Source organism: Acidovorax sp. SRB_24 (assembly GCF_012931925.1).
On record NZ_MWOM01000054.1, the window covers coordinates 1 to 14,215 of the forward strand.

At 64.8% G+C, this 14,215-nt stretch carries 11 protein-coding genes and 2 pseudogenes; 8 read left to right on the forward strand and 5 right to left on the reverse strand.

Features of this window, described 5'->3' with window-relative positions:
* Nucleotides 1–9: 9 nt before the first annotated feature.
* Nucleotides 10–546 carry an inorganic diphosphatase gene (ppa, locus tag B2J89_RS16055; protein WP_169170049.1) on the reverse strand — a complete coding sequence of 179 codons (537 nt, stop codon included), beginning with the start codon at nucleotides 544–546 and terminating at the stop codon, nucleotides 10–12.
* A gap of 221 nt (nucleotides 547–767) precedes the next feature.
* Here ppa and B2J89_RS16060 point away from each other — a divergent pair, with 221 nt between their 5' ends.
* From B2J89_RS16060 to B2J89_RS23230, 3 genes are all read left to right on the forward strand, one after another.
* Nucleotides 768–2,846, forward strand: a complete 2,079-nt coding sequence (locus B2J89_RS16060; RefSeq protein ID WP_169170048.1) for a sodium-translocating pyrophosphatase — start codon at nucleotides 768–770, stop codon at nucleotides 2,844–2,846.
* A 293-nt stretch (nucleotides 2,847–3,139) separates the two neighbouring features.
* Entirely contained in the window at nucleotides 3,140–3,685 is a 546-nt protein-coding gene (locus B2J89_RS16065) for a hypothetical protein (RefSeq protein ID WP_205763857.1), read from the forward strand.
* 126 nt (nucleotides 3,686–3,811) lie between these two features.
* A complete protein-coding gene (locus B2J89_RS23230; protein ID WP_169170047.1) occupies nucleotides 3,812–4,225 on the forward strand; it encodes a GFA family protein in 414 nt (137 codons plus the stop codon).
* A 294-nt stretch (nucleotides 4,226–4,519) separates the two neighbouring features.
* Here the strand turns inward: B2J89_RS23230 and B2J89_RS16075 are convergent, their stop codons facing one another.
* A complete protein-coding gene (locus tag B2J89_RS16075; protein ID WP_169170046.1) occupies nucleotides 4,520–4,888 on the reverse strand; it encodes a DUF1428 domain-containing protein in 369 nt (122 codons plus the stop codon).
* 205 nt (nucleotides 4,889–5,093) lie between these two features.
* Entirely contained in the window at nucleotides 5,094–5,273 is a 180-nt protein-coding gene (locus B2J89_RS16080) for a hypothetical protein (protein WP_169170027.1), read from the reverse strand.
* Nucleotides 5,274–5,292: 19 nt separating this feature from the next.
* On the opposite strand from B2J89_RS16080, the pseudogene B2J89_RS16085 reads away from it, so the two are divergent.
* Nucleotides 5,293–5,407, forward strand: a pseudogene (locus B2J89_RS16085) (integrase); the annotation flags it as partial.
* A 229-nt stretch (nucleotides 5,408–5,636) separates the two neighbouring features.
* On the opposite strand, the gene B2J89_RS16090 reads toward B2J89_RS16085, so the two are convergent.
* On the reverse strand, nucleotides 5,637–6,086 hold the full coding sequence (locus B2J89_RS16090; RefSeq protein WP_371736024.1) for a type II toxin-antitoxin system PemK/MazF family toxin: 450 nt from the start codon (nucleotides 6,084–6,086) through the stop codon (nucleotides 5,637–5,639).
* Nucleotides 6,087–6,294: 208 nt separating this feature from the next.
* On the opposite strand from B2J89_RS16090, the pseudogene B2J89_RS16095 reads away from it, so the two are divergent.
* Nucleotides 6,295–6,885 (forward strand): annotated as a pseudogene (locus B2J89_RS16095) (integron integrase); the annotation flags it as partial.
* A 596-nt stretch (nucleotides 6,886–7,481) separates the two neighbouring features.
* Nucleotides 7,482–7,862, forward strand: a complete 381-nt coding sequence (locus tag B2J89_RS16100; RefSeq protein ID WP_169170044.1) for a cupin domain-containing protein — start codon at nucleotides 7,482–7,484, stop codon at nucleotides 7,860–7,862.
* Between the two features lie 114 nt (nucleotides 7,863–7,976).
* Here the strand turns inward: B2J89_RS16100 and hrpA are convergent, their stop codons facing one another.
* The gene (hrpA, locus tag B2J89_RS16105) at nucleotides 7,977–11,942 is read right to left on the reverse strand and encodes an ATP-dependent RNA helicase HrpA (RefSeq protein ID WP_240965051.1); all 3,966 of its coding nucleotides are present in this window, start codon (nucleotides 11,940–11,942) and stop codon (nucleotides 7,977–7,979) included.
* A 161-nt stretch (nucleotides 11,943–12,103) separates the two neighbouring features.
* Here hrpA and argA point away from each other — a divergent pair, with 161 nt between their 5' ends.
* Both argA and B2J89_RS16115 read left to right on the forward strand, forming a co-directional pair.
* Entirely contained in the window at nucleotides 12,104–13,450 is a 1,347-nt protein-coding gene (gene argA / locus B2J89_RS16110; protein WP_169170043.1) for an amino-acid N-acetyltransferase, read from the forward strand.
* Nucleotides 13,451–13,861: 411 nt separating this feature from the next.
* The gene (locus tag B2J89_RS16115) at nucleotides 13,862–14,209 is read left to right on the forward strand and encodes a RidA family protein (RefSeq protein WP_169170042.1); all 348 of its coding nucleotides are present in this window, start codon (nucleotides 13,862–13,864) and stop codon (nucleotides 14,207–14,209) included.
* Nucleotides 14,210–14,215 lie beyond the last annotated feature (6 nt).

Below are 14,215 nucleotides of genomic sequence, written 5' to 3' on the forward strand. Positions count from 1 at the left end.
CGGCCGCGTTCAGACCTGGGCGTTTTTGTAGTTGGCGATGCCGTCCAGGATTTCCTTGTGCGCGGCGTCAATGCCTTCCCAGCCCAGCACCTTGACCCACTTGCCTTCTTCGAGGTCCTTGTAGTGCTCGAAGAAGTGGCTCAGGGCCTTCAGGCGCGCGGGGTTCACGTCCTCGATGTTCTTCCAGGCCGAGTACATGCCCAGCACCTTGTTGGTGGGCACGGCCAGCACCTTGCCGTCGATGCCGGCCTCGTCTTCCATCTTCAGGATGCCGAGCGCGCGGCAGGGCACGACGACGCCCGGCACCAGCGGGTACGGGGTGATGACCAGCACGTCGACCGGGTCACCGTCGCCGCTGAGCGTTCGCGGGACGTAGCCGTAGTTCGACGGGTAGTACATGGCCGTGGTCATGAAGCGGTCGACGAAGATGGCGCCCGACTCCTTGTCCACTTCGTACTTGATGGGATCGGAATCCATGGGGATTTCAACGACCACGTTGAAGGATTCAGGGATGTTGTTGCCGGGGGTGACGTTGTTGAGGGACATGGTTGTCGGTCGTGTTGTTGAGGGATACCAGGGATCCCCGTCGGGATTAACCCTCATTTTACCGGCTCGCCCCTTTCAGCCCGCTTGCAGGCGCGCTATTCAAGGTAAATTGGTCCGGTTGGCCAATCGACCCAGGTGGCGGTCGAGGAAGCAACGCAGCGGAGACACGACCGGTGCGTTGTGCCTCTACCGTGCGAGACAAGAACACCTGGAGACAACGAATGGCTGCATCCACAGCGCTGACTTCCCCCCTCCTCCTGGCCCTGGCGTGCGGGCTGATTGCCGTGGCCTATGGCATCTGGGCCCGCAGCTGGATCCTCGCCAAGGACCCCGGCAACGCGCGCATGCAAGAGATCGCGGGCGCCATCCAGGCCGGCGCGGCCGCCTACCTGGCGCGGCAGTACAAGACCATCGCCATCGTCGGCGTCGTGCTGGCCATCCTGATCGGCCTTTTCCTTGATGCCAAGACGGCCGTGGGCTTCGCGATCGGCGCCGTGCTCTCGGGCGCCTGCGGCTTCATCGGCATGAATGTCTCGGTGCGCGCCAACGTGCGCACCGCGCAGGCCGCCACGCAAGGCATCGGGCCGGCGCTCGACGTGGCCTTCCGCGGCGGCGCCATCACCGGCATGCTGGTGGTGGGCCTCGGGCTGCTCGGCGTCACCGGCTTCTACTGGTTCCTGGTCGGCAGCAACCCGGTAGCCGACAAGACGCTGGCCAACCTGCTCAACCCGCTGATCGGCTTTGCCTTCGGATCGTCGCTGATTTCGATCTTCGCGCGGCTGGGCGGCGGCATCTTCACCAAGGGCGCCGACGTCGGCGCCGACCTCGTGGGCAAGGTCGAGGCCGGCATCCCCGAAGACGACCCGCGCAACCCCGCCGTGATCGCCGACAACGTCGGAGACAACGTGGGCGACTGCGCCGGCATGGCGGCCGACCTGTTCGAGACCTACGCCGTCACGCTGATCGCCACGATGGTGCTGGGTGCGCTGATGGTGACCGCCGCCCCGGTCAACGCCGTGCTGTACCCGCTAGCGCTGGGCGCCGTGTCCATCGTCGCATCGATCATCGGCTGCTTCTTCGTCAAGGCCTCACCGGGCATGAAGAACGTGATGCCGGCGCTCTACCGGGGCCTGGCCGTGGCCGGCGTGCTCTCGCTGATCGCGTTCTGGTTCGTCACGGCCTGGATCATTCCCGACAACGCGATCGCCGCCAGCGGCAGCCAGATCAAGCTGTTCGGCGCCTGCGCCACGGGCCTGGTGCTGACGGCCGCGCTGGTCTGGATCACCGAGTTCTATACCGGCACGCAGTATTCGCCGGTGCAGCACATCGCGCAGGCCTCGACCACCGGCCACGGCACCAACATCATCGCGGGACTGGGCGTGTCGATGCGCTCCACGGCCTGGCCGGTGATCTGCGTCTGCATCGCCATCCTCGTGTCGTACCAGCTCGCGGGCCTGTATGGCATCGCCGTCGCCGCCACCGCCATGCTCAGCATGGCCGGCATCGTGGTGGCGCTCGACGCCTACGGCCCCATCACCGACAACGCGGGCGGCATCGCCGAAATGGCCGACATGCCCCCCGAGGTGCGCGCCGTGACCGACCCGCTCGACGCCGTGGGCAACACCACCAAGGCCGTCACCAAGGGCTACGCCATCGGCTCGGCGGGCCTCGCGGCGCTGGTGCTGTTCGCCGACTACACGCACAAGCTCGAGAGCTATGGCCAGGCGATCAGCTTCAACCTGAGCGACCCGATGGTCATCGTCGGCCTGTTCATCGGCGGCCTGATCCCCTACCTGTTCGGCGCCATGGCCATGGAGGCCGTGGGCCGCGCGGCCGGCGCCGTGGTGGTCGAGGTGCGGCGCCAGTTCCGCGACATTGCCGGCATCATGGAAGGCACAGGCAAGCCCGAATACGGCCGCGCGGTCGACATGCTGACCAGCGCCGCCATCAAGGAAATGGTCATCCCCAGCCTGCTGCCCGTGGTGGTGCCGATCGCCGTCGGCCTGCTGCTGGGCCCGAAGGCGCTGGGCGGCCTCTTGATGGGCACCATCGTTACCGGCCTCTTCGTCGCCATCAGCATGTGCACGGGCGGCGGCGCCTGGGACAACGCGAAGAAATACATCGAAGACGGCCACCACGGCGGCAAGGGCAGCGAGGCGCACAAGGCCGCCGTCACGGGCGACACCGTGGGCGACCCCTACAAGGACACGGCCGGCCCGGCGGTGAACCCGCTGATCAAGATCATCAACATCGTGGCGCTGCTGATCGTGCCGCTGGTGGTCAAGTTCCACGGCACTTGAAAACTCAGCCCTGTCACTCCAGAGCCCGCTCCGGCGGGCTTTTTTGCGGCCGCAGCAGCGCTTGCTCGTGCACCCCGATGTCTGGGAGCGCCCTTGCGCACAAGCCAGTTCAGACCGCTCTCTTGCATCCGGTCGTGAAAATCCGGTTCGGTAGCTTTCCGTTCATGGCGCCCGAATGCAGTTCACACCCGGATTCGGCAGCTTCGTCGCATCGCGCAGGACATCGACAAAGGCATTGCATAAATTCGATCCAACTTGAACGCACTCTGCACCACTTGGAGAGGTCATTTTCTGTGATTACCCCTGTCATCATGCTCGCTCTTATGCTCGGCCCCTGGCTCGGGGCTGTTGCGCTCCATGCTGCTTTCGGCCGCAGTGTCGATGTTCGCAATGCTGCAGCCATGGGCTTGGGCCTTCTATTTGTCTTCACAGGAGTCGGACACTTTGTGCAGGCACAGCCCATGGTGCAGATGCTGCCGCCCTGGGTTCCCGAGAGACTGCTGCTTGTCCATGCATCCGGCATTCTGGAATTCGCTATCGCGCTGGGTTTTTTCGTTCCGAAGCTCAGGCGCGTGAGCGGTCTCGCGGCGGCGGCAGTGCTGGTCGTGTTCTTTCCGTTGAACATTTATGCCGCGCTGCACCACATTCCGATGGGGGGACACGCTTGGGGGCCGGTCTATCTGCTTATCCGTGCGCCGCTGCAGGCACTTATTCTGGGCTGGGTATATTGGTTCACCATCAGAATGGCGCTTCACAGCGGTTTGCCCCGCCGCTCCACGCCGTCGCTGCCCGCCGCTCCGCTTCATCGTTCAAAGCCCCGTCTCAAAAGTGCGCCATGAGCGCTTGCGACAGGGTGATCAGTAGGCTGTATATGGGGCGGTTTTTGTGTCGGTTGGCAGCTCGGTACGCAGGAGCATCGCCAGCCGTCATCTTCAAGCTTGGGGGTATCCCCGTTGCGAGGAAACATGGATAAGTTGATAGGCAGTTGCAAATGTGGCCACGTTAAATTCAATGTGGCGGGCCGAGCCGTGCAAGTCGTCGCGTGCCACTGCGGCCTTTGCCGGTCCATGACCGGCGCCGCGTATTCGTCGTACGTTGTCGTGCGGGAACAGCAGTTCTCCGTAACCCAAGGCTCGGAGTCTCTGACAGCCTATGCGGTAACAGAACGAACCCGTCGCCACTTCTGCAAAAACTGCGGAACGCCGCTCTTCAATACGAATCCGGAGACTTACAAGGGACTCACGATGCTCTACCTCGGAACCGTCGTGGGCCACGAGCACCTTGCGCCGAGAATCCACATTTTTTGCGAGAACAAGCTGCCTTCGGTTCATCTCGAACAGTCAAGCCAGTGCTTCCCTGGCGCCCCGACCAGCGCCTGACCCTTGCTTCGAGCCACACGCTGCGACTCGAGGCCAACGCCTGTCTTGGCGTCGCATGTCGAGCGACCGGCCGCGAAAGCGGCAAGCAGCCGCTCGTGGCCGCGAGTGTGAAGCCCTGCAGGGCCCCGGGAGCCTACATGCGGAGACGGTCACGGGGAGATGCGCGGCGTTTGCTCGTCCGCGCACCGGGCGGCCCGCGCGATGTCTCGCAGCCACAGCCTGCGGGCCGACAGTCTGCGCCAGACGCCCGCCGCAGCGCATGGCCCGCCGAGGTGCGGTGTCACCCGCGCCGCCTCAAGCCTTCACTTCGACCACCTGTGCGAAGCCGCCGAAGATCATGCGTTTGCCGTCGAAGGGCATGGGCGGATTGCCGGGCGTGGACGGATCCATGCGCGGGTCCTCCATCATCTTCTTCATGCCTGCGTCACGCGTGGCCTTGTCCGGCCATTCGACCCACGAAAACGCCACCGTCTCGTCTGCCGTGGCCTGGACTGCGCGGCGGAAGTCGGTGACTTTGCCGTCGGGGACGTCGTCGCCCCAGCCTTCGATCACGCGGACGGCGCCGAGCTCGATGAACATCGCGTCGAAATGGCGCGCGTGCTCGATGAACTTCTGCTTGTTTGCGGTAGGAACTGCGATCACGAAACCATCGATGTATGACATGTGTTCACTCCTGTTAAGTGGACCGGTCGGTGCGCCGCCGGAGGGCCGCTCGTATCCCGTCGACGAACAACGACAAGCCGAATCGACACAGCGCGCCTGGCACGAGGGCATGCGTCCTGTGGCGGCGCTGGGGCAGCGCCGCCGCAGAATGCCGGCCGGGCGAGCCGCCGCGGCGCCCTCAGCGTAGACGGCTTGGCCTCGCATGTCACGCTGGAGCAAGCCGAGCACTGCCTTTCCCCATGCCCGAGCCGACCATGAAAGACGGCGGGCTGTACGGTCGGCGCACGGCAAACAGAACGATCGGTGCGCCGAGGTGCATGCTTCCTGGCGCATCGACGCGATGGGAGACCACCACGGAACCAACAACCACGATGGTGTCGCGCAAGCCGTGAAACAAGGGTTAGATCGTCGGCCAAAAGGCACCGTTCAAGGTGAAGGACATCTGGGCACGCCGGGTCCGGCCTCCAGATGAAGAACCGCATGCGCGAGCGCGCTCTGTTCAACCTCGGCATCAAGAGCGATGACGCACTCAAGATCTCGGAGCAAACTGAAACCTGAGAGAGCCGACGGCGGTCGTCCCTTGCGAGGTCCGCCGCTCGCAATGGCAGTTTCCCGGAAGCAAGATCAGTGTGAGGTTCCGGCCAGGAGCGGCCGGTGCTCAAAGGGAAAAGCAGTCGCTCAACGCTGGAGTTAAGCGGCGGCGTAGCCGTCCGCCTTGAACGAATTGTTAGGCCGCATCGCCCGAGATCTAGCCGTGGCGATGGAAGGCCGCTTGGACGAAGCGTAGCCCAGCAACAACCTGGTCTATACGTGCTTCCGATAACGAGCCAATGTACGAGCCCAGCCGCGCTTTGTAGATGCAGGATACTTGAGAGGCGATTACGACACTTTGCCGTTCCAAGTCGCCCTCACTAGGTTCTAGCAGCACATTGCCAGGCTCTGACGCTTTATGGAGGTTTGAACTCAGGGCGCAGACAATGACGGTGCTGATACGAGAGTGATTAAAGACGTCCTCTTGCACGACCACATGCGGATGTGGCGACCCCGGAAACGAGCCTCTCGTCTCGTCGGCGGCGATCCAGAATATGTCGCCGCGTCTGACGACGCGGAGAGGAGACTGAATCTGAAGTGCGACTTCTCTGTCCATGTGGCCTAACGTCATGTAGACCGCATACATCCGCAGGCCATATCTGGACATTGCGGTCTAAGTTGTTCGGAGAAAATTTTGGAAAGGGGCGTGCCGCAACGCCTAGCGGGCGACAGGCTGTACAAAACAACAGTACTAAATTCAGTCATGAAACCCGCTACCCCTCCTGTGTTGCGCGCCACACGGCTGCTGGATCAGATCCGTGAGCGGATTCGTTACAAACACTATAGCCTGCGCACCGAGCAAGCCTATGTGCAGTGGCACGGGTATGCGTTTGATGGAGGGCACGCGCCTGCGCATCAAAGATGTGGATTTTGATCGCAGCGTGATCGTGGTGCGGCAGGCCAAGGGGGGCAAAGACCGCGTCGTCATGCTGCCGCGTAGCTTGGCAGCCGACTTGCGGCAGCAAGCTCTTGCAGCACGGGCACAGTGGGAGCATGACCGACAAGCCCAGCGCGGTGGAGTGGAGGTGCCACATGCACTGGAAGTGAAATATCCAGGAGTGGGCCAGCGTTGGGGCTGGTTCTGGGTTTTTCCAGCCCCTGCGCTTTCGATTGACCCACGCACAGGAGTTGAACGCCGGCACCATGTGTATGAGGAGCATTTGCAGCGGGCGATGAAGAAAGCCGTAGCGCAGATCGGTATCTGCAAGCCGGTTTCCGTGCATACGTTGCGCCACAGTTTTGCCACGCACCTGCTGCAGGCAGGCACCGATATTCGTACCGTGCAAGAGTTGCTGGGGCACTCGGATGTGAGTACCACCATGATTTACACCCATGTCTTGAAGCTTGCCGTCGGTGGCACCACGAGCCCGTTGGATGCCATGGCCTCGAACTTGTCATCTCCGTGAATGGCCGCTTCAGGGCACTGACCGAGAAGGCTGCTCCGGGTCGAGACCGTCAGTTCGAAGCTTCGAGCAGCAGACATTCGACCTCCAATTGGCGGTGTGAGCCGTTGGCCCCGGGGCCGGTCACTGCGGCCGGCGGTCGGTCGGATGAGTCAATGACAGCTCCGTGCCGCGCCGTGGACAAATTCGGCACGCGAACGATGACACACGATGGATGGCCGTCATCACGCTCTGAAATATGTGAGACAGCAGTGGGTCGTCCCGCGACCGCCACAGCTTGGGGCAGGCATCTGCTCTGCCGTTGAAGCTTTTCAAGCGACCCCGTTACACGGAACGAGTGCAAAACTTGTGCGGATTTGTGGCCCGTTGGATGAGGTCGTGCTGGCGTCCTGTATACCTGCATCGCTTTGCTCCGCTGACCAGCTGGATAGCGCGGCGCACACAATGCCGTGCCATGAGCCGCCAACCCGTAACTGCATGTGATCGATCGCATTGCCATGCGAATGACATCGCGATAGTTTCTCGGTTGCCCTCCAATTCATCAGCGATCCCTTAAGAATTCCGCGATAGCGGGGGCGGCTCAATCGAAGGAGAAAATCATGGTCACTCCCGTCAGCGTTGAGAAGCTCGAAGTCAAATCGCATGGCACGCCGGACGAGCTTCGCACACCCAACAAAACCCGCGTCGAGGTGGTAAAGCTGCAGGGCTACACGATCGGGCGGTTCAACTTCGAACCCGGGTGGCGTTGGTCAGAATGCATCAAGCCCGTGGTGAAGACAGAGTATTGCCAACTCTCGCATGTGGGGCATGTCGTTTCGGGAAAGCTCACCGTTCGAATGCAGGACGGTTCCGAGAAAACGCTCAGCGCAGGAGAGTCCTACGCCATCCCGCCTGGCCACGATGCCTGGGTCGAAGGCAACGCCCCCTTTGTCGGCCTGGAGGTGCTCAGTGCCGATGTCTACGCAAAGCCTTCCCCGTAGCGCTGGCGTGTGTGTGGGACGTGTCTGGCTGCATGGCGGCCAAAACGCGCTGTCGGCCCCTGACCCATCCCGGTGCGCGAGGCTCGCGTCGGGATTGTTCGCACAGCCCGCCGATCAGCTGTTGATCTGCGCCCACAGCTTGTCCAGCCGCTTGACGCTCACCGGCTGCGGCGTGCGCAGCTCCTGCGCGAAGAAGCTCACGCGCAGTTCTTCGAGCAGCCAGCGCAGCTCCTGCATGCGCGCGTCGACCTGGCCTTTGCGCTCGGCCACGAGGCGCCAGTAGCGCTGCTCCTGCGGGCGCAGCTCGGCCAGTTTGGTGGCGTCGCGCGCCGGGTCGGCGCGGACTTTGTCCAGGCGCAGCGTGATGGCCTTGAGGTAGCGCGCGAAGTGCGCCAGCTGCGGCCAGGGCGCGGCGGTCAGGAAGTTCTTCGGCACCAGGCGCTGCAGCTGCTGCAGAGCGTCTGCCGTGGCCTCGGGCGCGCCCTTGGTGTCCTTGATCTTGCGCGCGGCCGCGGCGTACTCGGTGAGGATCGTGCCCGCCAGGCGCGCCACCTCGTTGGCGATCAGCGTCAGGCGCCCCCGGCCCTCGTCGACGCGGCGCTTGAAATCGGCCTCGCTGGTGGGCAGCGGGTCGAGCAGGAAGGCGCGGTCCATCGCGACATCAAGGATCTGGCTGCGCAGCTCTTCCTGCGTGCCCAGCGGCATGTAGGCCACGGCCATTTTCTGCAGGTCGGGAATGTTCTTTTCGAGGTACTTGAGCGCGTCCTTGATCTGCAGCGCAAACAGGCGGCGCAGACCGGCGCGGTGCTTGGCAGCGGCGACCTCGGGCTCGTCAAAGACTTCGATCGTGACGGCATCGCCCGCGTCGATCAGCGCGGGAAAGCCGATCAGCGTCTGGCCGCCTTTGCCGATCTCCATGAGCTCGGGCAGTTCGCCGAAGGTCCAGGCGGTGTAGCGCTGGCCCGCCGGCATGGCGGGCGTGGCATTTGCTTCTTTTTTAGGATCTGCTTGCGCACGGATTTGCTTGCTTTCAGGTGCTTTTGCATCTGAAACCGCCTGGCTGCCAGCGCCAGCAGCTATCTTTAATGAAGCAAGCGCCTGAAAGGCCCCGCGCGCCTTCGCGCCCCACTCGGCCTTGAGCGCGCCGAGGTTGCGGCCCTGGCCAAGCTGGCGGCCGTGCTCGTCGACGACGCGGAAGTTCATGAACAGGTGCGCGGGCACCATGTCGAGCTTGAAGTCGGCGCGCTTGACGTCGAGCGAGGTCTCGTCGCGCACCTGCTTGAGCAGCGCATCGAGCAGGCCCACGCGGCCCATGCGCTCGGGCGTGCCCAGCAGCTGCGCCAGCCGCGCGGCCGATTCGGGCAGCGGCACGAAGCGGCTGCGCGGGCGCTGGTGCAGGCTCTTGAGCAGCGCCTGGATCTTGTCCTTGAGCATGCCGGGCACGAGCCACTCGCACTGCTCCTCGTGCACCTGGTTGAGCACGAACAGCGGCACCGTCACCGTGAGGCCGTCGCGCGCGTCGCCGGGCGCATGCAGGTAGCTGGCCGCGCAATCCACGCCACCGAGCCGCACGGTGCGCGGAAAGGCGCTGGTGGTGATGCCGGCCGCCTCGTGGCGCATCAGTTCGTCGCGCGTGAGCTTGAGCAATTCGGGGCGTGCCTTGGCCTCGGCGCGGTACCAGTGCTCGAAGCCGCGCCCGTTGGTCACGTCCTGCGGCAGCTGCTGGTCGTAGAAGGCGTAGATCAGCTCCTCGTCCACCAGCACGTCCTGGCGGCGCGACTTGTGCTCGAGCGCCTCGACGTGGGCAATCAGCTTTTCGTTGGCGGCGAGAAACGGCAGGCGCTTGTGTGCTTCGGGCAGCAGATCGCCGGCCACCAGCGCCTGGCGGATGAACATCTCGCGCGCGGCCTGCGGATCGACCTTGTCGAAGCCCACGCGCCGGCCGCTGTAGACCACCAGGCCGTACAGCGTGGCGCGCTCGAAGGCGACGACCTCGGCGGCCTTCTTCTCCCAGTGCGGGTCGAGCAACTGCTTCTTGAGCAGGTGCGCGCCCACCTCTTCGAGCCAAGCCGGCTCGATGGCGGCGATGCCGCGGCCAAACAGGCGCGTGGTTTCGACTAGCTCGGCGCAGACGATCCAGCGCCCCGGCTTCTTGCGCAGGTGCGCGCCCGGGTGGCGGTGGAACTTGATGCCGCGTGCGCCCAGGTACACGTCCTCTTCCTCGGGCTTGAAGCCGATGTTGCCGAGCAGCCCGGCCAGCATCGACAGGTGCAGCTGCTCATAGCTTGCCGGCTGCGCGTTGGCCTCCCAGCCGTGCTCGGCCACCACCGTGAGCAGCTGGCTGTGCACGTCGCGCCACTCGCGCACGCGGCGCACGTTGATGAAGTTCTGGCGCAGCAGCTGCTCGTACTGGCGGTTGCTGAGCTTGTGCGTGGGCGCGGCGCCGCCCTGCGCCAGCACGGGCGCCGGCGCAGGTGCGGGGGCCGGCGCGACCAGGCGCTGCGATACCGGCAAAAACGCCTGCGATGCACTGCCCTTGCGCCGTGCCTGCGCCTGTTGCTGCTGCACGCGCGCCGACGCGAGCGTGGGCATGGTGCCGCCGCGCGCCTCCTGCAGCCATTTCCACAGCGTGAGGTAACCGCTGAACTCGCTCTTGTCGTCGTCGAACTTGGCGTGCTGCTGGTCGGCCTGCTGTTGCGCGTCCATGGGGCGGTCGCGCACGTCCTGCAGGCTCAGCGCGCTGGCAATGACCAGCACCTCGCTGAGCGCCCCGCGCGCGCGCGCCTCCAGAATCATGCGGCCCACGCGCGGGTCAAGTGGCAGCTTGGACAGCTCGCGCCCCATGGGCGTGAGTTCGTTCCTGTCGTCCACCGCGCCGAGTTCATTGAGCAGCTGGTAGCCGTCGGCAATCGCACGGCTCGATGGCGCGTCGATGAACGGGAAGTCTTCGACCACGCCGAGGTGCAGCGACTTCATGCGCAGGATCACGCCGGCGAGCGACGAGCGCAGGATTTCGGGGTCGGTGAAGCGCGGGCGGCCGGCAAAGTCGGTCTCTTCGTACAGCCGGAGGCAGATGCCGTTGGCCACGCGGCCGCAGCGCCCGGCGCGCTGGTTGGCCGCCGCCTGGCTGATCGGCTCGACCAGCAGCTGCTCAACTTTGCTGCGCAGGCTGTAGCGCTTGACGCGCGCCGTGCCGGCGTCGATCACGTAGCGGATGCCCGGCACCGTGAGCGAAGTCTCGGCCACATTGGTCGCCAGGATGATGCGCCGGCCTGTGTGGCCGTCAAAGATGCGGTCCTGCTCGGCCTGCGACAGGCGGGCAAACAGCGGCAGCACCTCTGCGTTGCGCGTCAGCGGCTGGTGCGCCAGGTGCTTGCGCAGGTGGTCGGCGGCCTCGCGGATCTCGCGCTCGCCGGGCAGGAAGACCAGGATGTCGCCGCCCGCATTGCCCTGCCAGAGCTCGTCGACGCCGTCGGCAATGGCGTCGTTCAAACCATAGTCGCGGCTTTCCTCGAACGGGCGCCAGCGCTGCTCGACCGGAAAGGTGCGACCCGAGACCTGGATGACCGGTGCCGGCCCCTTGCTGCTGGCAAAGTGCTTGGCAAAGCGGTCGGCGTCGATGGTGGCCGAGGTCACCACGATCTTCAGATCGGGCCGGCGCGGCAGGATCTGGCGCAGGTAGCCGAGCAGGAAGTCGATGTTCAGGCTACGCTCGTGCGCCTCGTCGATGATGATCGTGTCGTAGGCCTTGAGCAGCGGATCGGTCTGCGTCTCGGCCAGCAGGATGCCGTCGGTCATAAGCTTGACCGACGCGTCGCGCGAGAGCCGGTCCTGGAAGCGCACCTTGTAGCCGACCACGTCGCCGAGCGGGGTGTTGAGCTCCTCGGCAATGCGCTTGGCCACCGAGCTCGCGGCGATGCGGCGCGGCTGGGTGTGGCCGATCAGCTGGCCCTTTTCGCCCGGCCTGGCATTGCACTTGCCGCGCCCCAGGGCGAGCGCGATCTTGGGCAGCTGCGTGGTCTTGCCCGAGCCGGTCTCGCCGCAGACGATGATGACCTGGTGCTTTTGCAGCGCCTCCATGATCTCGTCGCGCCGCGCAGACACGGGCAAGGATTCGGGAAACGTGATTTTCAGCGGGGAGACGGGTGCGGGAGCAGACAAGGTGGCGACTTCGTAGAGAATCGCGAATTATCCCAGCCTCTGCTGGTTTTCACTGACCCTGCCCCACGCCCCACCCGCGCATGTCCACCGTTTTCAACTTCACCTTCGTGCCCTGGTTCCGGTCGGTTGCGCCCTACATCCACAAGTTCCGCCACCAGACCTTTGTGGTCGGGCTCACGGGCGAGGCCATTGCGGCCGGCAAGCTGCACAGCATCGCGCAGGACCTGGCCATGATCCAGGCCATGGGCGTGAAGATCGTGCTGGTGCACGGCTTTCGCCCGCAGGTCAACGAGCAGCTGCAGGCCAAGGGCCACGCCGCGCACTACTCGCACGGCATGCGCATCACCGACTCGGTGGCGCTCGACTGCGCGCAGGAGGCCGCCGGCCAGCTGCGCTACGAGATCGAGGCTGCGTTCAGCCAGGGCCTGCCGAACACGCCGATGGCGGGATCGACGGTGCGCATGATCTCGGGCAATTTCATCACCGCGCGGCCCGTCGGCATCGTTGACGGCGTGGATTTCAAGCACTCGGGCGTGGTGCGCAAGGTCGACGTGGCGAGCATCACGCATTCGCTCGACTTTGGCGCCATGGTGCTGATCTCGCCGTTTGGCTTCTCGCCCACGGGCGAAGCCTTCAACCTGGCCATGGAAGAGGTCGCGACCAGCGTGGCCATTGCGCTCAAGGCCGACAAGCTGATCTTCCTGTCCGAGGTGGCGGGCATTCGCCAGCACCCCGGGCAGCCCAACGGCGAGGACAACCCCATCGACACCGAACTGCCCCTGGCCCAGGCGCGGGAGCTGCTGGCGCGCATGCCCGCCAGCCAGCGCCCGACCGACACGGGGTTTTATCTGCAGCACTGCGTCAAGGCCTGCCAGGGCGGCGTGGAGCGCAGCCACATCATCCCGTTTGCCGTGGACGGTGCGCTGCTGCTCGAAATCTATGTGCACGACGGCATCGGCACCATGGTGGTCGATGAAAAGCTCGAAGAGCTGCGCGAGGCCACGGTCGACGATGTCGGCGGCATCCTGCAGCTGATCGAGCCCTTCGAGCGCGACGGCACGCTCGTCAAGCGCGACCGCACCGAGATCGAGCGCGACGTCGCCAGCTACACCATCATCGAGCACGACGGCGTGATCTTCGGCTGCGCTGCGCTCTACCCCTACCCCGAAGCGCGCACGGCCGAAATGGCCGCCGTCACGGTGTCGCCGCAAAGCCAGGGCACGGGCGACGGCGAAAAACTGCTCAAGCGCATCGAGCAGCGCGCGCGCAACCTGGGGCTCGACAGCATCTTCGTGCTCACCACGCGCACCATGCACTGGTTCATCAAGCGCGGCTTTCAGCAGGTCGACCCCGACTGGCTGCCCGAGGCGCGCAAGCGCAAGTACAACTGGGACCGGCGCAGCCAGGTGCTGGTGAAGAAGCTGTAGCACGCGCGGCGCGGCAAGCTGGGCTGGGCATGAAATAGGCCTCCAGCCCTTTGCCATCAAGCGCTGGCAGCTATAAAAAAGAGTCTCCCCGCCCGGGCGCCATCGCGTCCGGCGATGCCGCGCGCGCTTCTTTTCCGATTCGGGGACCGCTGCGTCCGGCTCCGACCGGCGCCGTGGCAGCGCCACCGATGGCCGTCCAGTGCCTCAGTGAAAACCACTACCAAACTGCATTGACCAGCCAAATCACAAGTGTCTACACTTAGTGCGGCACTAGTAATTCACGAAGATAAACCGGCCTGCGGCACGGCTTTTCGAAGCCGCTTGCGGCGGGACGGCACGCACCGAGGCAATGCCCCGGTTTCGCTTTTGTAAACGGCCCTTCCATGGCCACCAGACCCTCGGAGATTTCGCATGACCATCCAACGCATCCAGACCAACAACCGCATGAGCCAAGCCGTCGTGGCCAACGGCTTCATCTTCCTCGCCGGCCAGGTCGCTACCGACACCGCTTTGGACGTGGCCGGCCAGACGCGCCAGATCCTCGACAAGATCGACGCCCTGCTGGCCGAGACCGGCAGCGACAAGACCAAGATCGTCCAGGCCACCATCTGGCTGGCCGACCACAAGACCTTCGCCGACATGAACACCCTGTGGGACGCCTGGGTGCCCGCCGGCCATGCGCCGGCCCGCGCCTGCGTGGAATCGGCACTGGCCTTCCCGCCCTACACCGTTGAAATCGGTGTGGTCGCCGTCGCCTGACGCCCG